Genomic DNA, 17,713 nt, shown 5'->3' on the forward strand with positions numbered 1-17,713 from the left:
TTTTGTGCCAGATCATTTGATTGATTATCTCTTAAGTCTGAGTGTGGAAAAAATTGGATTTTGAACCACAATTAAAGTGTGACTCTAATCAATAGGAGAGAGTAATGTTTTCCCAGAAACTGGTTTCAGATCTAATGGATGCTTCGGTCGTGCCTCTGCAAGAGTCTGCCTCTTTGGAGGTGGCGGTTGCCCACCTTGTTGATTCTAACTACCCGGGTCTGCCCGTTGTTAACACTGAGGGCAAAATTTCAGGATTCTTGTCAGAGCATGACTGCCTGCGCTACCTCATCTCAAGTAGCTACTATCTTGATGATCGCACCTGTGTCAGCGATATCATGTATCGCCAACCACTGACGGTCTCTCCTAAAGAGACGCTGTTGCAGCTGGCTGAGCGCATGGAAGGTGGTAAGCCTAAGGTTTACCCAGTCTGTGAAGAGGGTAAGTTGCTTGGAATAGTAACCCGTAAAAATGTGATGCGTGCACTTAATGACACGCTGGCGAATACCAAAAAATCCGCTTAAAACAGTTGCGTAGGATTAGCGGCGAAGATCAAGGATCGGCCAGCCGCGCTGCTGAGCTTCAGCTGTTAGTCGTTCGTCTGGGTTAACGGCTACGGCGCGTTCTACCTGCTCAAGCAGAGGTAGATCGTTGATTGAATCGCTGTAGAAGTGGCTGCCAGAGAGGTTGGCGTTGTGCTCTTTGAGCCACTCGTTGAGTCGGGTAACTTTGCCAGATTGGAAGCAGGGTGTGCCCGCTATTTTTCCTGTGTATGCACCATTGAGCTGTTCTGGCTCAGTGGCAAGAAACTCATCTACCTCTAAGCGTTTAGCAATGGGTCCTGTGACAAAGCTGTTGGTCGCGGTGATGATCATCAGCCTATCTCCCGCGGCGCGGTGTGTTGCTAAGAGCTCTTCAGCCTTAGGCAGGATGATCGGCTCAATAACCTCGGACATGAATTCGTTGTGCCACTGATCTAGTTGAGCTTTGCTGTGCTCTGTCAGTGGTTTTAACGCAAACTCGAGAAATTCGTTGATATCCATCGTACCCGCTTTGTACTGTTCAAAAAAGCGATCATTTGCGGCTCGGTAGGCGGTCTCATCAACAATGCCTTTTTGACACAAAAACTCCCCCCATGCGTGATCACTGTCGCCGTTGAGTAGGGTGTTATCCAGATCAAAAATAGCCAAGGGTTTCATAAGGTTCTCGTGTTTAGGATTCGCTGCAGAGAATACGGGTGTCTGAGCTGACTGGCAAGACACTGTGAATAGTCTATTTCTTAAAAGTTGGTACTGTGGAACAATAGGACCATAAGTTAAAGTTTTTTAAGGAAAACAAAGTGATCGATTCAGATGGGTTTAGACCGAATGTAGGTATCATTTTGGTTAACTCGCTGGGTCAAGTTCTGTGGGCGCGTCGTTGTGGTCAAGATGCGTGGCAGTTTCCACAAGGTGGAATCAATGCGGATGAGACCGCTGAACAAGCCATGTATCGTGAACTCCATGAAGAGATCGGCCTAACGAAAAAGGATGTGGAGATCCTCGGCGTTACCCGTGGTTGGTTAAGGTATCGTCTGCCAAAACGCATGATTCGTCGTAATCAGTTTCCACTCTGTATAGGTCAAAAACAGAAGTGGTTTATGTTGCGCATGTTGAGTCGTGACGAGGCAGTGAAAATCGACTGTTCGGACACCCCAGAATTTGATGGTTGGCGATGGGTGAGTTATTGGTACCCAGTAGGGCAAGTCGTCTCATTTAAAAAAGAGGTTTATCGTAAAGCGATGCGGGAGTTATCTCCTCGTTTGACACGTATCGTTAAACGCTAGACACACAATGTCTAAAAGGAGTCGCACATGAGCATGCTCGCTCGATTGCGTCAGATTGTGCAGGAAGTAGGCAGTGAGTCCGATCTTGAGTCGGTACTTTCCCTTACTGTGCGTCGCATTCGTGAGACAATGTCGACTGAAGTGTGCTCCATCTACCTAACCGATACGCAAACGAATCGTTATGTGCTTCGTGCCACCGAGGGTTTGAATCAGGACGCGGTGGGTAAAGTCTCTCTATCCTCGACTGAGGGTATCGTGGGTTTAGTCGGTTCTCGTGCAGAACCGATCAACCTTGAAGATGCCTTCACTCACCCTTCGTTTGTCTATCTACAATCGACCGGTGAGGAGCGCTTCCACGCCTTCCTTGGTGTGCCGATTATCCATCAGCGTAAAGTGCACGGTGTGTTGGTTGTTCAGCAGCGGGAAGTTCGACGCTTTGATGAGTCTGAAGAGGCTTTCATGGTTACTCTGTCGGCTCAGCTCGCTGGCGTGATTGCCCATGCCGAGGCCACCGGCTCCATTCTTGATGTTTTTGCTGCCGCTAAACAGGATGATGAGCCTGTCACGGCGAAGCGTTTTGTCGGTATCGCTGGCGCACCCGGTGTCGCTATCGGTAATGTCTATGTGGCAACGCTCTCTGCAGATCTACGCAGTGTGCCTGACAAGCCGGCCAATGATATCCAGGCAGAACTGCAAGATTTCGAACACGCCCTGGTTCAAGTGCGGGAAGATATTCAGAAGGTCTCTGACTCTCTAGCGACGCGCCTTAGAACAGAGGAGCAGGCGCTCTTCGAAGTCTACCTCCGTATGCTGGATGACAATGCCATTCCAAGTGAAGTGCGAACTAAGATTGAGGCAGGAAACTGGGCTCAGGGTGCGCTTCGGGAAGTTATTCAAGCTCATGTTAGGCAGTTCTCCGATATGGAGGACCCCTACTTGCGCGAGCGGGCAACTGACATTCGTGACTTAGGTCGTCGTCTGCTCTCGGCAATGCAACAAGAGGGGGCTGAACGGGTTCCTGATTTCCCAGATAACACGGTTTTGATTGCCGATGACCTTTCGCCGGCTATGCTCGGTTTGGTGCCTGAAGATAAGTTGGTCGGTATGGTGTCTGTGACCGGCTCTGGCTCCTCACATGCCGCCATATTGGCTCGTTCAATGGGTATTCCAACGCTGATGGGTGTGGTTGAGCTGCCCTATACCAAGCTTGATGGTCGTCAGGTTATTGTCGATGGCTACTCAGGCAGGATCTACGTTGACCCGACAGATGATCTGTTAGAAGCCTACAGCTCTATTCTCAAAGAGGAGCGAGCGATTGAGGCTAACCTGGATCAACTTCGCGACCTTCCCGCTGAGACACAAGATGGTTTCAATCAGACGTTATGGGTTAATACCGGTCTGACGGCAGATGTGGAGCGTGCGGTTAAACGCGGTGCTGAAGGTATCGGACTCTATCGTACAGAAATTCCGTTTATGATTAGGGATACTTTTCCTTCTGAACTAGAGCAAGCGGACAGTTACCGTCGTCAACTGGAAGCCTTTGCCCCCAAACCTGTAACCATGCGCACCCTAGATATTGGTGGTGATAAGGCGTTGCCCTATTTCCCAATTGAGGAAGAGAACCCATTCCTTGGTTGGCGAGGCATTCGTGTCACCTTAGATCATCCCGAGATCTTCCTTGTTCAGGTGCGTGCTATGTTGCGGGCATCTGAGGGGCTCAATAACTTAAGGATCATGCTGCCAATGATCAGCAGTGTTCAAGAGGTGGAAGCGGCGCTGGAGCAGATTAATCAGGCGTTCAACGAGTTGTTGGAGGAGGGGTTGGATCTTCAGAAGCCTGAGATTGGCGTCATGATTGAAGTGCCCGCTGCGGTCTATCAAATTGGCCGTTTTGCGCCTTTGATCGATTTTGTCTCAGTCGGTTCTAATGATTTGACTCAGTATCTGCTCGCAGTTGATCGCAATAATCCGCGTGTTGCTGATCTCTACACCACCTATCACCCATCGGTGTTGCAGGCACTGCAGTTGATTGCTAATGAGGCGCACAAATACCAGAAACAGGTCTCTATCTGTGGTGAGATGGCGGCCGATCCCGGCGGTGCGTTGCTGTTGATGGCGATGGGTTATGACGTGCTTTCAATGAACTCGACCAACTTACCTAAAGTTAAGTTGGCGATTCGCAGTGTTGAATATAAAGATGCAGCGTTGCTTTTAGGGCAGGTGATGAAAATGGATGAGTCTTCAGATATTCACCTATTGCTTCGTGAAACGCTTCAAAACGCGGGTCTGACACAGTTGACGCGTCCCGTTCTTCCAGGAAACGATTAGATGATAGAGACATTAATTACCTACCTAGTTCTAGGTTCGGTGGCTGGCGTTGTGGCTGGGCTCTTTGGTATTGGTGGCGGTCTTTTGATCGTCCCCGTTCTTATCTTTAGCTTTACGGCTCAGGCGATGCCAGAGGTCGTTGTGACCCACGCTGCAGTAGCGACTTCACTTGCAACCATTGTGGTTACCTCGATCAGTTCGGTACTGGCGCATAATAAACGCGGTGCGGTTCGCTTTGATCAGTTTAAGCCGCTCGCTGTCGGTGTTGCCGTTGGTGCTATGGTCGGTGTTTGGATCGCTGATCAGTTAAGTGGTGATAATCTTCAAATCATCTTTGGAGTTTTTGCCTGTATGGTCGCAGTGCAGATGGCTTTCGATTTGAAGCCGCGTCAGGGTAAAAGCACGCCTGAAAACTTAGAGTTGGGTGTTGCGGGTTCAGTCATTGGTGGAGCCTCCTCTATTTTTGGTATCGGCGGTGGTACCTTGACGGTGCCCTACTTGACCGCTCGAGGCAGTGAGATGCGTGAAGCAGTCGGCACTTCAGCCGCAGTCGGTTTGCCCATCGCGCTGTTCAGTGCTCTGGCTTATATCTGGGCCGGCCAAGATGCGGCGGGTATGCCTGCCTATAGTGTTGGCTACATCTATCTGCCAGCCTTTGTGGGCATTGCGATTGCCAGTTCACAGTTTGCTCGAGTCGGTGCGAAATTGGCGCACTCTCTGCCACAAAAACACCTGAAAAAGATCTTTGCCATCTTCTTAATGGTCATTGGTGTTCGTTTCTTGCTGATTAACTTGATGGGGTTGGCGTGATCTGGACTCATGATATTGACCCAGTTGCGGTCGGCTTTGGTGCGCTTCAAATTCATTGGTACGGCATTATGTACCTGCTCGCATTCGGTTCGGCCTATTGGTTGGGTACTGTTCAAGCAAAGCGAACCGGTCTATGGAGCGAAAAGCAGCTTTCTGATCTGATTTTTTATGGTGCTCTAGGTGTCATTCTTGGTGGCCGAGTCGGTTATGTCCTTTTCTACCACTTTGACTACTTCTTAGAAAATCCCCTCTGGTTATTCCATGTTTGGGAAGGGGGGATGTCCTTCCATGGTGGTTTGTTAGGGGTGGTTGCTGTCATTCTCTGGTTCTCTAAAAGTCAGGGTAAATCGCTTTTCGAGATCGGTGATTTTGTCGCCCCGCTCGTGCCTTTAGGTTTGGCTGCTGGCAGGATGGGTAACTTCATCGGTGGTGAGTTGTGGGGGCGTGCCACTGATCAGACCTGGGGTGTGATCTTTCCACGTGCCAACGACCTGTTAGCTAGACACCCTTCGCAGCTTTATGAGGCGCTGCTCGAAGGTATTGTTCTGTTCTCAATTGTCTGGATCTACTCAATGAAACCGCGCAAGTTGGGGTCGGTTTCAGGGCTCTTTTTGTTAGGTTACGGCCTTGCTCGTAGCGCTGTAGAGTTCTTTAGGGAGCCGGATGCGCATCTTGGCTTTATTGGGTTTGATGTTTTAACAATGGGTCAGTTACTCTCTCTACCCATGATTTTGATTGGGCTTTATCTGCTTATGCGCCCAGTTGCGTCGAAAAATTAATCTAAGGTTATTGGATGAAACAGTATTTAGAGTTGTGCCAACGCATCATTGATGAAGGCGTCTGGGTGGGTAATGAGCGCACCGGTAAGCGTTGTTTAACAGTGATTGATGCCAATCTTGAATATGATGTCGCGGGCAATCAGTTCCCGCTCGTCACAACGCGCAAGAGTTTTTACAAAGCGGCTATTGCTGAGCTATTGGGTTACCTACGTGGATACGATAGTGCGGCTCAGTTTCGTGATATTGGCTGTAATACGTGGAATGCTAACGCAAACGAGAATGGTGCTTGGTTGAATAATCCTGCTCGTAAAGGTGAGGATGACATGGGGCGTGTTTACGGAGTGCAGGGTCGTCAGTGGATGGCGTCCGATGGCAGCGTCACCGATCAGCTTAAGAAGATTGTTGATAACCTCTCTAAAGGGATCGATGATCGCGGCGAAATCCTGACCTTCTACAACCCGGGTGAGTTTCATCTTGGTTGTCTGCGTCCTTGTATGCATACCCACACCTTTTCGCTATTGGGTGATCAGCTCTTTTTAACATCCTATCAGCGCAGTTGTGATGTGCCGCTGGGCCTCAATTTTAATCAGGTTCAGGTCTATGTGTTGTTGGCGTTGATGGCCCAGATAACCGGTCATAAACCAGGTAAGGCGTATCATAAGATCGTCAATGCGCACATCTATGAAGATCAGTTGGAGTTGATGCGTGACGTGCAGCTTAAGCGCGAACCTTTCCCTAGCCCGCAGTTAAAGATCAATCCCGATATTAAATCGCTTGAGGATATCGAAACCTGGGTGACAACGGATGACTTTGAAGTGGTTGGCTATCAGTACCATGACGCCATTCAATACCCATTTTCTGTATAAGTAGGAGAGGTTATGAGATTAGCTTTAATCGTCGCTCAGGGTTTAAATCGCGTTATTGGTAATGACAATAAACTGCCTTGGTACCTACCTGAAGATCTGCGTTATTTCAAAGAGGTGACCATGGGTAAGCCCATTATTATGGGTCGCAAAACCTTTGAGTCGATTGGCAAGCCTCTGCCAGGTCGTTTGAATATCGTCATTACACGAGATTCGAATTGGAGTGCTGAAGGTGTCAAAATCGTGGCAAGCCTAGAAGAGGCTATCGAGGTCGGTGAGGCACAGGCTATGATCGATGGGGTAGAGGAGGCTGTCATTATTGGTGGTGCTCAGATCTATGCACAATCGCTACCTCTTGTTGATCGTCTCTACCTGACACAGGTAGAGGCTGAACCCGAGGGTGATGCTCATTTTCCTGAAATTGACTACGGCCAGTGGCAAGAGTTGGGTCGTCAATCTTTTCCTGCCGGCGATCAGCCGAACCGCTACCCCTACGCATTCATCGTCTACGACCGCAGCGAGGCGTAACCGTGCAACGACTGTTATCGCTGCTGGCAGATGGCCAGTATCGCAGTGGTAACAGTCTGGCTGCGATTCTGGACATATCCTCATCCGCACTTCGAAAAGAGTTAGATAAACTCAGTGCTCTGGGAATCGCTATTCAATCATCGAGAGGGCGGGGTTATCGCATCAATGGCGGTCTAGATCTGCTTGATGAACAGTTTATCGCAAATGAGTTGTCCTCTCTTAACTATGACCGCATCGACGTTTTAGATTCGGTCGACTCGACCAATCGTGTTGCGCAAACCCATATGTCTGATGGCTGTCGCAAAGTGTTAGTGGCAGCTGAGTATCAGGGGCAGGGTCGAGGTAGACGCGGACGTCAGTGGGTGAGCCCTTTTGCGGCCAATTTGTATCTTTCACTGGGCTGCCAATTTAAAGGGGGCGCGGCAGCACTCCAAGGTCTAAGTTTGGCGGTTGGGTTGGCTGTTCAGCAGGCATTGAGTTCGCTTGCTGTGACAGGAGTGCAGTTGAAGTGGCCGAATGATCTCCTATTAGAGAAGCGTAAGCTGGGTGGGGTATTGATCGAGCTGGCCGGCGATCTGACGGGTGAGTGTTCTGCTGTGATTGGTGTTGGGATCAATGTGAAGATGCCGGACAGTGTCAATTCGAGCATTGACCAAGAGTGGTCGGATTTGGGCAACTACATGTCAGGTACGCTAACTCGTTCTCAGCTTTTGATTGAGATTGTCCGATCATTAACTCAACTGTTAAATGAGTTTGAAACAAAAGGTTTCTCGGCATACGCTCAGCAGTGGCAGGCGGTCCATGCATTCCAAGATTATCCTGTTAGGCTCTTAATGGGTCACGCTGAAGTGGAGGGTATTTGCCGAGGTGTGGATGCGCAGGGTGAGGTGCTAGTGGAGGTTGAGGGTAAGCTAAACCGTTACTCTGCTGGTGAGATTAGTTTACGAGGAGTTAACAGTGCGTCTTGAACTGGATATAGGCAACAGTCGAGTTAAGTGGCGCCTGGTATCAGATCGGGTTGAACGCGAGGGTGTGACCAGACTGGTTGATCCTCAATGGCCTGATGCATCGGTGGATGCTCTTTGGATTAGCTCAGTTGCGGCGTCAGAGGTTAATGAAAGGCTCTCCTCGGAACTGGAACAGCGCTATGGCTGTACTCCAGAGTTTGCTCGTGTTTCGAAAGAGTGCGCGGGTGTGCGCTGTGGATATGAGGAGGTCTCTCGATTAGGTGTCGACCGTTGGTTGGTTTTGTTGGCTGCTTTTCAGAGAGGGAAGGGAGTGCCCGCGATACTGGTTGATGCCGGCAGTGCGGTGACCATCGATCTATTGACGGCAAATGGGCAGCATACAGGTGGATTTATCACCCCAGGTTACCAAATGCTGCAGAGTGCGCTGCTGGGGCAAACGGCAAACATCCGTTTTGAGCAAGAGGCTAGTGCTCAACCCTTTGGTGGAGTCGATACTGCTAGCTGTGTTTCATCAGGTGCGGAGTTAGTATTTGCCGGTCTGGCTCACTCTATTTTGGCTCTAAGAGCAGATTTCAATGAGCAGGCGAGTGTTCTGTTAACCGGTGGTGATGCTCTTAAGCTTTTTGAATATATTAAGTCAGAACCTAGGGTTGAGTGTCTGCCAAACCTGGTGTTAGATGGATTGAGTTTGGCGGAGAGGGTGACACTTTAATGTTACGTTGGTTGGTGTTGTTAGTGCTTTTAGGGAATGCGCTGCTGTTTTTGTGGTACGCGCAAGAATACCGATTTGCAGACACCGTCAGGCAGCCAGACATCAGGCCTGCCGCGCTTCGACTTCCCAATGAACTTGATGCAAGCGAGCAGTTAGTATTGCGTCCAAGGGAGTGTGGTTATTTTCAGCCTTTAGAGAGTGACTATGAGGCAGAGAGGTTGCTTATTCAGCTTGAAGGCTATGGAGTAGATCTCGCTTACGAAAAGATTCCTCCTGTTGCGCAAGGTTGGAAAGTTGAATTGCCCCTGCCAGCAGATGCCGATCGTCGTGTTGCCTTGCTCGATCAGCTGGCGTCACTGGGTTGGGTTCCCGAGAGTCGCGATGGTGCACTAGTGATGGGCGTCTATCCTGATGATGCTGCCGTCGATGAGTTGCGAAAGCAGTTCCCAGATGATTTACAGAGCAAATTGCGTAAAAAGGTTAACACCATTCAAAGTGATGCTTTTCGTGTGACTGTAAGCTACCTACAAGGGTTTGAATTTGATCAAGAATTGATCGAAATGGTCGCGACACAGTGGCCTGGCGCTCAATTTGAAAAAAAACCCTGCGAAGGGGTTGCAACGCTGAAACCTGATCAGTAAGATACGCCCCACTTCATTGCTGAGCCGGTATAGCTCAGTTGGTAGAGCAACTGACTTGTAATCAGTAGGTCCCGAGTTCGACTCTTGGTGCCGGCACCATTTCAGCAATAAGTACTGGTGGGATTCCCGAGTGGCCAAAGGGATCGGATTGTAAATCCGACGCGAAAGCTTCGATGGTTCGAATCCATCTCCCACCACCATTTCGATAGCTCCTTCGGCGGGTATGGTATAGTGGCTATTACCTCAGCCTTCCAAGCTGAAGAGGCGGGTTCGATTCCCGCTACCCGCTCCAATCGACGATATTCGCTCATGTAGCTCAGGGGTAGAGCACACCCTTGGTAAGGGTGAGGTCGGCGGTTCAAATCCGCCCATGAGCTCCATGACATATGTAAGGTAGATTAATTGTCTGCCTTTTTTTACGTCTTGGGGTAGGTGTCAGAGCGTCTCGAAGTGGGTTTTCAATACCGCATAGGCTGCTGAATTTCTTGGTTTTATCAGTTGAAACTGAGATTTTAGGCGGGTATAATGCGCGTCCCTTGTTGTATAGGGTAGTGGCTCAATTGGCAGAGCAGCGGTCTCCAAAACCGCAGGTTGGGGGTTCGAGTCCCTCCTACCCTGCCACCTTTTACAGGTGGTTTATATGCAGCAAATCTAGCTTAAGTGTTTGATTAGTAGAGGTTCTGGTGAACTCAAAAGTTTCTGACGACGTGTCTAAATTTGACAGCCTGAAGTGGCTTGTTGTTATTGCGATCGTTGCTGTTGGTGTGGTCGGTAACTCCGTCTACGCTAACGAGTCACTGCTCTATCGTGTGCTTGCGTTAGTTGCGCTCGCAATTGTAGCTGGCTTTGTTGCACTTCAAACGGCAAAAGGTAAAGCGTTCTTCCGTCTATTCAAAGAGGCGAAGAATGAGATTCGCAAAGTGGTATGGCCAACTCGTCAAGAGACGTTGCAGACGACCTTGATCGTTGTTGTGGCTGTATTGATTGTTGGTCTTTTGCTTTGGGGTCTGGACTCGCTACTCGGCTGGGTAGTGTCTGGCTTTATTGGTTAAGAGGTTTCTATGAGTTCAGAAAAGATGCGCTGGTACGTTGTTCACGCTTACTCTGGTTATGAGAAGCGTGTTCAGGCTGGTCTGCTAGAAGCGATCGAGCGTCACGGTATGGAAGATCTGTTTGGCGATATCCTTGTGCCAACAGAAGAGGTTGTAGAGATTCGTGATGGTAAGAAGCGTAAGTCTGAGCGCAAGTTCTACCCAGGTTATGTGCTCGTTAACATGGTGATGAACGACGAAACTTGGCACATGGTTAAGAGTACGCCACGTGTTCTAGGTTTCATAGGTGGTACGGCAGATAAGCCTGCACCAATTACTCAGCGTGAAGCTGATGAGATTCTACGTCGTGTAGAGAGTGGTGTTGATAAGCCACGTCCTAAGACGATGTTTGAAGCGGGTGAGATGGTGCGTGTTAATGATGGCCCATTCGCTGACTTCAATGGTGTTGTTGAAGAGGTTGATTACGAGAAGTCACGTCTGAAAGTGGCTGTATTGATCTTCGGTCGCTCAACACCGGTTGAACTTGAGTTCCGTCAGGTCGAAAAAGTTTAACGAAGGTTTTTAACGAACTGAGTGGCTGAAAGGCTGCTCGGTTTTTGTTGTGTAAAGGGGAGCCGAGAGGCGCTTGTACCCAAAGGAGTAGCTCAATGGCTAAGAAGATAGAAGCCTACATTAAGTTGCAGGTTAAAGCAGGTCAGGCGAACCCAAGTCCGCCAGTAGGTCCTGCGCTAGGTCAACACGGTGTGAACATCATGGAGTTCTGTAAAGCGTTCAACGCACAGACTCAATCGATGGAACCTGGTATGCCAATTCCAGTGGTTATCACTGTATACGCTGATCGTAGCTTTACGTTCATCACTAAGACTCCACCAGCTTCAATCCTATTGAAGAAAGCGGTTGGTCTTAAATCTGGTTCATCTCGTCCAAACACTGAGAAAGTGGGTACTGTTACTCGCGCTCAGCTTGAAGAGATTGCAACAATTAAAATGGCTGACCTTACTGCTGCGGACATGGATGCAGCGGTACGTACGATTGCAGGTTCTGCACGTCGCATGGGTCTAGTTGTGGAGGGTGATGAGTAATGGCTAAGTTGACTAAACGTCAAAAGGCGATCGCTGAAAAAGTAGAAGCGGGTAAATTGTACGCTGCTGCTGATGCTGCTCAGATTCTTTCAGAAGTTTCTGCTGTTAAATTCGCTGAGTCTGTAGATGTTGCGATCAACCTAGGTGTTGATCCGAAGAAATCTGACCAGGTTGTACGTGGTTCAAGTGTTCTTCCAAACGGTACAGGTAAAGAAGTTCGTGTTGCTGTATTTGCTCAAGGCGAAAACGCTGAGAAAGCAAAAGAAGCGGGCGCGGACGTTGTTGGTTTTGAAGATCTTGCTGAGTCAGTTAAAGCTGGCAACCTAGACTTCGACGTAGTAATTGCAAGCCCAGACGCTATGCGCGTTGTTGGTGCGCTAGGTACAGTGCTTGGTCCACGTGGCCTAATGCCAAACCCTAAGGTTGGTACTGTAACTCCAGATGTTGCTGGTGCAGTTAAGAATGCTAAATCTGGTCAGGTACGTTTCCGTACTGATAAGAACGGCATCATTCACGCGTCAGTTGGTAAAGTAGGCTTCGAGCCAAACCAAATCGCTGAAAACGTAGCGGCTCTACTTGCTGAGCTTAAGAAACTTAAGCCAGCGTCTGCTAAAGGCGTTTACGTTAAGAAAGTAACCCTGTCTACCACTATGGGACCGGGTCTACAGGTGGATGTTGCGTCACTAGACGCTTAATCCTCCAGCAAAGGTATTTGAGGGTCTTCAGACCTGTCTGACAGAGACGAAGACCGTCAAAGACCGCAGGTGATGCTATTGATTCTTCAGTGGCATCTTAATGGGCCAACCAGCCTGCGCAGACGGTGAGATTCCTCGGAATCATTTTAGCCGTACTCATGCCTCGCGTAAGCGGGGTGGTTGGTAAATATGTCGAAAGACAACCAGGAGTAAATTGTGGCAATAGGACTTGAACAGAAAAAAGCGATCGTCGCTGAGGTTCAGGAAGCTGCTGGCTCTGCATTGTCTGCTGTCGTTGCGGATTCCCGCGGCGTTGAAGTAGGCGATATGACTGCACTGCGTAAGCAGGCACGTGAAGCGGGTGTATGGCTTAAAGTCGTACGTAACACGCTAGCACGTCGTGCAGTAGAGGGCACAGCTTATGAATGTCTAGCGGACTCGTTCGTAGGTCCAACTATCATTGCTTTCTCTCAAGAGCACCCAGGCGCTGGCGCCCGTATCTTGAAAGACTTTGCAAAAGGCAATGACAAGTTTGAGCTGAAAACAGCTGCCTTCGAAGGCGAGATCGTTGATATCGCAATGCTAGCAAGCCTACCGACATACGACGAAGCACTAGCGAAGCTAATGAGCTGCATGAAAGAAGCAGCTGCTGGCAAGCTCGTACGTGCTATCGATGCGGTACGCGTTCAGAAAGAAGAGCAAGCAGCTTAATTGGCTGGTTGCTAAGTAACCGATTTAATAAAGGAATTAATCATGTCTCTGTCTAAAGACGATATCCTAAATGCAATTGCTGAAATGTCAGTAATGGACGTTGTTGAACTAGTTTCTGCAATGGAAGAAAAATTCGGCGTATCTGCTGCAGCTGCAGTAGTTGCTGGTCCTGCTGGCGATGCTGGCGGTGCTGCAGAAGAGAAGACTGACTTCGACGTTGTTCTAGCTTCTGCTGGCGATAAGAAAGTAAACGTAATCAAGGTAGTTCGTGCAGTAACTGGCCTTGGTCTTAAAGAAGCGAAAGAGATGGTTGACGGTGCACCTTCAACTGTTAAAGAAGGCGCTTCTAAAGAAGAAGCTGAGCAGATCAAAGCTGATCTTGAAGCAGCTGGCGCTTCTGTCGAGCTTAAGTAATAACTTGAGCTTGCTGCGCATTAAGCAGCTCTACGCTGCTTAAAAAGCGTATGGCTGGTGGCAAAAATGCCACCGGCCTTTTTCCGTTATTAGTAGATAGACTTTTTAACGGAACGAATTGCTCGATAATTTATCGAGTTTGGTTTCTCAACCTAGATGCACATGCTGGGGAACACTGATGGCTTATTCATACACTGAGAAGAAACGTATCCGAAAGGATTTCAGTAAACTCGGTCAGGTAATGGAACTACCTTACCTGCTCGCGACACAGCTGGATTCATATCGTAAGTTTCTAGAGGCGGGCGCTACTTCTGAAGGTCGCACCGAAGAGGGGCTTCATGCCGCATTCAATTCTGTATTCCCAATCGTTTCTTACTCTGGAAACGCTGCTTTGGAATACGCTGGTTATCGCCTAGGTGAGCCTGTCTTTGACGTAAAAGAGTGTCAGCAGCGTGGTATCACCTACGCAGCGCCACTTCGCGTTAAAGTGCGTCTGGTGATCTACGATCGCGATTCGTCTACGAAAGCGGTTAAAGACATTAAAGAGCAAGAAGTTTACATGGGCGAAATGCCGCTCATGACTGAGAATGGTACCTTTGTTGTCAATGGTACTGAGCGCGTAATCGTATCGCAGCTCCACCGTTCACCTGGTGTATTCTTCGATCACGACAAGGGTAAAACACACTCATCGGGCAAATTGCTTTACTCTGCTCGAATCATTCCTTACCGTGGTTCTTGGCTCGACTTCGAGTTTGATCCAAAAGACTCTCTATTTGTTCGTATCGACCGTCGCCGTAAACTGCCTGCGACTATCTTGATGCGCGCGCTTGGTTTCCAAGCAGAAGAGATTCTAGATATCTTCTTTGACACGACTGGCTGGAATCTATCGAAAGATAAGATTCAGATGGATCTTATTCCTGAGCGCCTACGTGGTGAAACAATGAGCTTCGAGATCCTTACACCTAAAGGTGATGTGATTGTTGAAGCGGGTCGCCGTATCACTCCGCGCCACATCCGTCAGATGCAGAAAGAGGGTATGACTCAACTAGAGACTCCTGCAGAGTACCTAGTGGGCAAAGCTCTAGCTAAAGATATCGTTGATCCTGCTACAGGTGAAGTACTGCTTCCTTGTAACACCGAGCTGACTGAAGAGGCGGTAGCTAAACTTCAAGAAGCTAAGATCGAACGTTTCGAAACGCTTTACACTAACGAACTGGATTGTGGTCCATTCGTTTCTGACACTCTTCGTATTGACCCGACTCGTAACCAGCTAGAAGCATTGGTAGAGATCTACCGTATGATGCGTCCTGGTGAGCCGCCAACGAAAGAGTCAGCAGAATCACTATTTGAAAATCTATTCTTCTCTGAAGAGCGCTACGATCTTTCTGCGGTAGGTCGTATGAAGTTCAACCGCCGTCTTGGTCGTGAAGAGGAGACAGGTTCAGGCATTCTGTCTAAAGATGACATCCTAGATGTTATGAAGACACTGATCGAGATCCGTAACGGTAAAGGCGTTGTTGACGATATCGACCACCTTGGTAACCGTCGTATCCGTTCAGTTGGTGAGATGGCTGAGAACCAATTCCGTGTCGGTCTTGTTCGTGTAGAGCGTGCTGTACGTGAGCGCCTAAGCATGGCTGAATCAGACAACCTGATGCCTCAGGATCTGATCAACGCTAAGCCAGTTGCAGCTGCCATTAAAGAGTTCTTTGGCTCGTCGCAGCTGTCACAGTTCATGGACCAGAACAACCCGCTTTCCGAAGTAACTCACAAGCGTCGTGTCTCTGCACTAGGCCCAGGTGGTCTAACGCGTGAGCGCGCGGGCTTCGAGGTTCGTGACGTACACCCAACTCACTACGGTCGTGTATGTCCTATCGAGACTCCTGAAGGTCCAAACATCGGTCTGATCAACTCGTTAGCTGTGTTTGCTCGTACAAACAACTACGGCTTCCTAGAGACTCCTTACCGTCGCGTTGTTGATGGTCAGGTAACAGACGACATCGATTACCTATCAGCTATCGAAGAGTCTAACTTCGTTATCGCACAGGCTTCGGCAACGGTGGATGCGAAGAACAAACTGACTGATGAGCTGGTCACTGTTCGTCACTTGAACGAAACAACCGTAATGCCTAAAGAGCGCGTACAGTACATGGACGTTTCACCACGTCAGGTTGTATCGGTTGCGGCAGCTCTTATCCCGTTCCTTGAACACGATGATGCGAACCGTGCATTGATGGGATCGAACATGCAACGTCAGGCTGTTCCAACACTGAAGGCTGATAAGCCGCTTGTTGGTACCGGTATCGAGCGCAACATTGCTCGTGACTCGGGTGTCTGTGTGGTTGCTAAGCGTGGCGGTGTTATTGAATCTGTTGACGCAAGCCGTGTGGTTGTTCGCGTTAACGATGACGAAATTACTGCAGGCGATGCAGGTGTAGATATCTACAACCTAACTAAGTACGTGCGTTCGAACCAGAACACATGTATCAACCAGCGCGCAATCGTTAACCTAGGTGAGCAGGTATCACGTGGTGATATCCTAGCCGATGGTCCATCGGTTGACCTTGGTGAGCTAGCCCTTGGCCAGAACATGCGTATCGCGTTCATGCCTTGGAACGGTTTCAACTTCGAGGACTCGATCCTAATCTCTGAGCGTGTTGTTCAAGAAGATCGTTTCACTACGATCCACATTCAAGAGCTAACCTGTGTCTCTCGTGACACTAAGCTAGGCTCTGAAGAGATTACTGCGGATATCCCGAATGTTGGTGAATCTGCACTCGCTAAACTAGACGAATCAGGCATCGTGCACATTGGTGCAGAAGTAGGTCCTGGTGACATTCTAGTAGGTAAAGTAACGCCTAAAGGCGAAACTCAATTGACTCCTGAAGAGAAGCTACTGCGTGCGATCTTCGGTGAGAAAGCGTCTGATGTTAAAGACACCTCTCTACGTGTTAAGACAGGTACTGTTGGTAAGGTTATCGACGTTCAGGTCTTCACTCGTGACGGTGTTGAAAAAGATGAGCGTGCAATCGCTATCGAGCAAGCTGAACTTGCAAGCATCCGTAAAGACCTTGATGACGAGTTCCGCATTGTTGAAGTGGCAACCTTCGAACGTCTTGAGCGTACGCTAGTTGGCCTTAAAGCTGACGGTGGTGCTGGTCTTAAGAAGGGTCAAGAGATCACGTCTGAATTCCTTGCTGAACTTAAACACGATGAGTGGTTCAAGATTCGCGTATCTGACAGTGCAGCAGCAGAGATGCTTGAAGCGGCTAAGAAGCAGCTTGAAGAGCGTCGCGAAATGCTGGATAAGCGCTTCGAAGATAAGAAGAGCAAACTTCAGACGGGTGATGATCTAGCGCCTGGCGTACTTAAGATTGTTAAGGTGTACGTAGCAACTAAGCGTCGCGTACAGCCTGGTGACAAGATGGCAGGTCGTCACGGTAACAAGGGTGTTATCTCAGTTATCATGCCTGTCGAAGACATGCCTTACGATGAGAACGGTGAGCCAGTTGATGTGGTGCTTAACCCACTAGGTGTACCGTCTCGTATGAACGTAGGTCAGATCCTTGAGACTCACATGGGTGCTGCAGCGAAAGGTCTTGGTCGTAAGATCAACACCATGCTGGAAGTTGAGCGTAAGAAGGCTGAAAAAGTTAAGGAAGTTCGTGAATTCCTTGAAGCCGTCTACAACGCACAGCACAGCGGCCTAGAGTGTGCTCGTAAAGAAGATCTTAAGTCATTCAGCGATGACGAGATCTTGGCTCTGGCTGACAACCTCAAAGCGGGTGTTCCACTAGCGACTCCAGTCTTTGATGGTGCTAAAGAATCTGAAATCAAAGCGCTGCTGCGTCTTGCAGACATGAATGATAGTGGACAGGTGGATCTGTTCGATGGTCGCACAGGCGACAAGTTCGACCGTCCAGTGACTGTTGGCTACATGTACATGCTGAAACTTAACCACTTGGTTGATGACAAGATGCACGCACGTTCAACCGGCTCTTACAGCCTTGTTACTCAGCAGCCGCTGGGTGGTAAAGCTCAGTTCGGTGGTCAGCGCTTCGGTGAGATGGAGGTTTGGGCACTGGAAGCGTACGGCGCAGCTTACACGCTTCAAGAGATGCTCACAGTCAAATCCGATGACGTGAATGGTCGTACGAAGATGTATAAGAACATCGTCGATGGCGACCACAGCATGGATCCAGGCATGCCTGAATCATTTAACGTGCTGATCAAAGAGATCCGTTCTCTCGGTATCGATATCGAGCTAGAGAACGAGTAAGGGCCTAATTGAACATCGGGCTGTATGCC

General features: G+C 49.1%; 18 protein-coding genes and 5 tRNA genes. 22 read left to right on the forward strand and 1 reads right to left on the reverse strand.

Annotation, left to right across the window (positions count from 1 at the left end; translation table 11 throughout):
* Window positions 1-104 precede the first annotated feature (104 nt).
* Window positions 105-521 carry a CBS domain-containing protein gene (locus tag XMG48_RS09250; protein WP_173481781.1) on the forward strand — a complete coding sequence of 139 codons (417 nt, stop codon included), beginning with the start codon at window positions 105-107 and terminating at the stop codon, window positions 519-521.
* 15 nt (window positions 522-536) lie between these two features.
* Here the strand turns inward: XMG48_RS09250 and XMG48_RS09255 are convergent, their stop codons facing one another.
* On the reverse strand, window positions 537-1,196 hold the full coding sequence (locus tag XMG48_RS09255) for an HAD family phosphatase (protein WP_173481815.1): 660 nt from the start codon (window positions 1,194-1,196) through the stop codon (window positions 537-539).
* Between the two features lie 140 nt (window positions 1,197-1,336).
* Here XMG48_RS09255 and rppH point away from each other — a divergent pair, with 140 nt between their 5' ends.
* The 21 genes from rppH to rpoB all read left to right on the forward strand — a co-directional run bounded on the left by rppH (window position 1,337) and on the right by rpoB (window position 17,684).
* On the forward strand, window positions 1,337-1,822 hold the full coding sequence (gene rppH / locus XMG48_RS09260; protein ID WP_173481782.1) for an RNA pyrophosphohydrolase: 486 nt from the start codon (window positions 1,337-1,339) through the stop codon (window positions 1,820-1,822).
* A gap of 33 nt (window positions 1,823-1,855) precedes the next feature.
* Window positions 1,856-4,150: a phosphoenolpyruvate--protein phosphotransferase gene (gene ptsP / locus XMG48_RS09265; protein WP_173481816.1), complete on the forward strand. Its 2,295-nt coding sequence runs from the start codon at window positions 1,856-1,858 to the stop codon at window positions 4,148-4,150.
* Window positions 4,151-4,960, forward strand: coding sequence for a sulfite exporter TauE/SafE family protein (locus XMG48_RS09270; protein ID WP_173481783.1), 810 nt, complete (start codon window positions 4,151-4,153; stop codon window positions 4,958-4,960).
* Window positions 4,960-5,739 carry a prolipoprotein diacylglyceryl transferase gene (lgt, locus tag XMG48_RS09275; protein WP_173481817.1) on the forward strand — a complete coding sequence of 260 codons (780 nt, stop codon included), beginning with the start codon at window positions 4,960-4,962 and terminating at the stop codon, window positions 5,737-5,739. The genes XMG48_RS09270 and lgt overlap by 1 nt, the downstream gene beginning before the upstream one ends.
* A gap of 14 nt (window positions 5,740-5,753) precedes the next feature.
* Window positions 5,754-6,605 carry a thymidylate synthase gene (locus XMG48_RS09280; protein WP_173481784.1) on the forward strand — a complete coding sequence of 284 codons (852 nt, stop codon included), beginning with the start codon at window positions 5,754-5,756 and terminating at the stop codon, window positions 6,603-6,605.
* A gap of 12 nt (window positions 6,606-6,617) precedes the next feature.
* On the forward strand, window positions 6,618-7,130 hold the full coding sequence (locus XMG48_RS09285; protein WP_173481785.1) for a dihydrofolate reductase: 513 nt from the start codon (window positions 6,618-6,620) through the stop codon (window positions 7,128-7,130).
* A gap of 2 nt (window positions 7,131-7,132) precedes the next feature.
* Entirely contained in the window at window positions 7,133-8,098 is a 966-nt protein-coding gene (gene birA, locus XMG48_RS09290) for a bifunctional biotin--[acetyl-CoA-carboxylase] ligase/biotin operon repressor BirA (protein ID WP_173481786.1), read from the forward strand.
* Window positions 8,088-8,810 carry a type III pantothenate kinase gene (locus XMG48_RS09295; RefSeq protein WP_173481787.1) on the forward strand — a complete coding sequence of 241 codons (723 nt, stop codon included), beginning with the start codon at window positions 8,088-8,090 and terminating at the stop codon, window positions 8,808-8,810. Before birA ends, XMG48_RS09295 begins: the two co-directional genes overlap by 11 nt.
* Window positions 8,810-9,451, forward strand: coding sequence for a hypothetical protein (locus XMG48_RS09300; protein ID WP_173481788.1), 642 nt, complete (start codon window positions 8,810-8,812; stop codon window positions 9,449-9,451). The genes XMG48_RS09295 and XMG48_RS09300 overlap by 1 nt, the downstream gene beginning before the upstream one ends.
* Window positions 9,452-9,474: 23 nt before the next feature.
* A tRNA-Thr gene (locus XMG48_RS09305) sits at window positions 9,475-9,550 on the forward strand.
* 17 nt (window positions 9,551-9,567) lie between these two features.
* Window positions 9,568-9,651: transfer RNA gene (locus tag XMG48_RS09310), tRNA-Tyr, on the forward strand.
* 17 nt (window positions 9,652-9,668) lie between these two features.
* Window positions 9,669-9,743, forward strand: a tRNA-Gly gene (locus XMG48_RS09315).
* Window positions 9,744-9,756: 13 nt separating this feature from the next.
* Window positions 9,757-9,831 (forward strand) — tRNA-Thr (locus tag XMG48_RS09320).
* Between the two features lie 165 nt (window positions 9,832-9,996).
* Window positions 9,997-10,072: transfer RNA gene (locus XMG48_RS09325), tRNA-Trp, on the forward strand.
* A 62-nt stretch (window positions 10,073-10,134) separates the two neighbouring features.
* Window positions 10,135-10,503 (forward strand): preprotein translocase subunit SecE, encoded by a 369-nt coding sequence (secE, locus tag XMG48_RS09330; protein ID WP_173481789.1) that lies wholly within the window; start codon window positions 10,135-10,137, stop codon window positions 10,501-10,503.
* Window positions 10,504-10,512: 9 nt separating this feature from the next.
* Complete coding sequence (nusG, locus tag XMG48_RS09335; RefSeq protein ID WP_173481790.1) at window positions 10,513-11,055, forward strand: transcription termination/antitermination protein NusG; 543 nt, start codon at window positions 10,513-10,515, stop codon at window positions 11,053-11,055.
* A gap of 95 nt (window positions 11,056-11,150) precedes the next feature.
* Entirely contained in the window at window positions 11,151-11,585 is a 435-nt protein-coding gene (rplK, locus tag XMG48_RS09340; RefSeq protein WP_173481791.1) for a 50S ribosomal protein L11, read from the forward strand.
* Window positions 11,585-12,280 (forward strand): 50S ribosomal protein L1, encoded by a 696-nt coding sequence (rplA, locus tag XMG48_RS09345; RefSeq protein ID WP_173481792.1) that lies wholly within the window; start codon window positions 11,585-11,587, stop codon window positions 12,278-12,280. The genes rplK and rplA overlap by 1 nt, the downstream gene beginning before the upstream one ends.
* A gap of 216 nt (window positions 12,281-12,496) precedes the next feature.
* Window positions 12,497-12,991, forward strand: coding sequence for a 50S ribosomal protein L10 (rplJ, locus tag XMG48_RS09350; protein WP_173481793.1), 495 nt, complete (start codon window positions 12,497-12,499; stop codon window positions 12,989-12,991).
* Window positions 12,992-13,033: 42 nt separating this feature from the next.
* Complete coding sequence (gene rplL, locus XMG48_RS09355) at window positions 13,034-13,405, forward strand: 50S ribosomal protein L7/L12 (protein WP_173481794.1); 372 nt, start codon at window positions 13,034-13,036, stop codon at window positions 13,403-13,405.
* A 178-nt stretch (window positions 13,406-13,583) separates the two neighbouring features.
* Window positions 13,584-17,684, forward strand: coding sequence for a DNA-directed RNA polymerase subunit beta (rpoB, locus tag XMG48_RS09360; protein ID WP_173481795.1), 4,101 nt, complete (start codon window positions 13,584-13,586; stop codon window positions 17,682-17,684).
* The last annotated feature ends 29 nt before the right edge of the window (window positions 17,685-17,713 follow it).

It is taken from the genome of Marinobacterium sp. xm-g-48, from assembly GCF_013282925.1.
Classification (GTDB): domain Bacteria; phylum Pseudomonadota; class Gammaproteobacteria; order Pseudomonadales; family Balneatricaceae; genus Marinobacterium_E.

What these genes read in the sequence shown, in the direction of transcription:
- XMG48_RS09250 (WP_173481781.1), top strand. Translation starts at nt 105, where the DNA reads ATGTTTTCCCAGAAACTGGTTTCAGATCTAATGGATGCTTCGGTCGTG.
- XMG48_RS09255 (WP_173481815.1), bottom strand. Translation starts at nt 1,196, where the DNA reads ATGAAACCCTTGGCTATTTTTGATCTGGATAACACCCTACTCAACGGC.
- ptsP (WP_173481816.1), top strand. Translation starts at nt 1,856, where the DNA reads ATGCTCGCTCGATTGCGTCAGATTGTGCAGGAAGTAGGCAGTGAGTCC.
- XMG48_RS09270 (WP_173481783.1), top strand. Translation starts at nt 4,151, where the DNA reads ATGATAGAGACATTAATTACCTACCTAGTTCTAGGTTCGGTGGCTGGC.
- XMG48_RS09280 (WP_173481784.1), top strand. Translation starts at nt 5,754, where the DNA reads ATGAAACAGTATTTAGAGTTGTGCCAACGCATCATTGATGAAGGCGTC.
- XMG48_RS09285 (WP_173481785.1), top strand. Translation starts at nt 6,618, where the DNA reads ATGAGATTAGCTTTAATCGTCGCTCAGGGTTTAAATCGCGTTATTGGT.
- XMG48_RS09300 (WP_173481788.1), top strand. Translation starts at nt 8,810, where the DNA reads ATGTTACGTTGGTTGGTGTTGTTAGTGCTTTTAGGGAATGCGCTGCTG.
- nusG (WP_173481790.1), top strand. Translation starts at nt 10,513, where the DNA reads ATGAGTTCAGAAAAGATGCGCTGGTACGTTGTTCACGCTTACTCTGGT.
- rplK (WP_173481791.1), top strand. Translation starts at nt 11,151, where the DNA reads ATGGCTAAGAAGATAGAAGCCTACATTAAGTTGCAGGTTAAAGCAGGT.
- rplA (WP_173481792.1), top strand. Translation starts at nt 11,585, where the DNA reads ATGGCTAAGTTGACTAAACGTCAAAAGGCGATCGCTGAAAAAGTAGAA.
- rplL (WP_173481794.1), top strand. Translation starts at nt 13,034, where the DNA reads ATGTCTCTGTCTAAAGACGATATCCTAAATGCAATTGCTGAAATGTCA.
- rpoB (WP_173481795.1), top strand. Translation starts at nt 13,584, where the DNA reads ATGGCTTATTCATACACTGAGAAGAAACGTATCCGAAAGGATTTCAGT.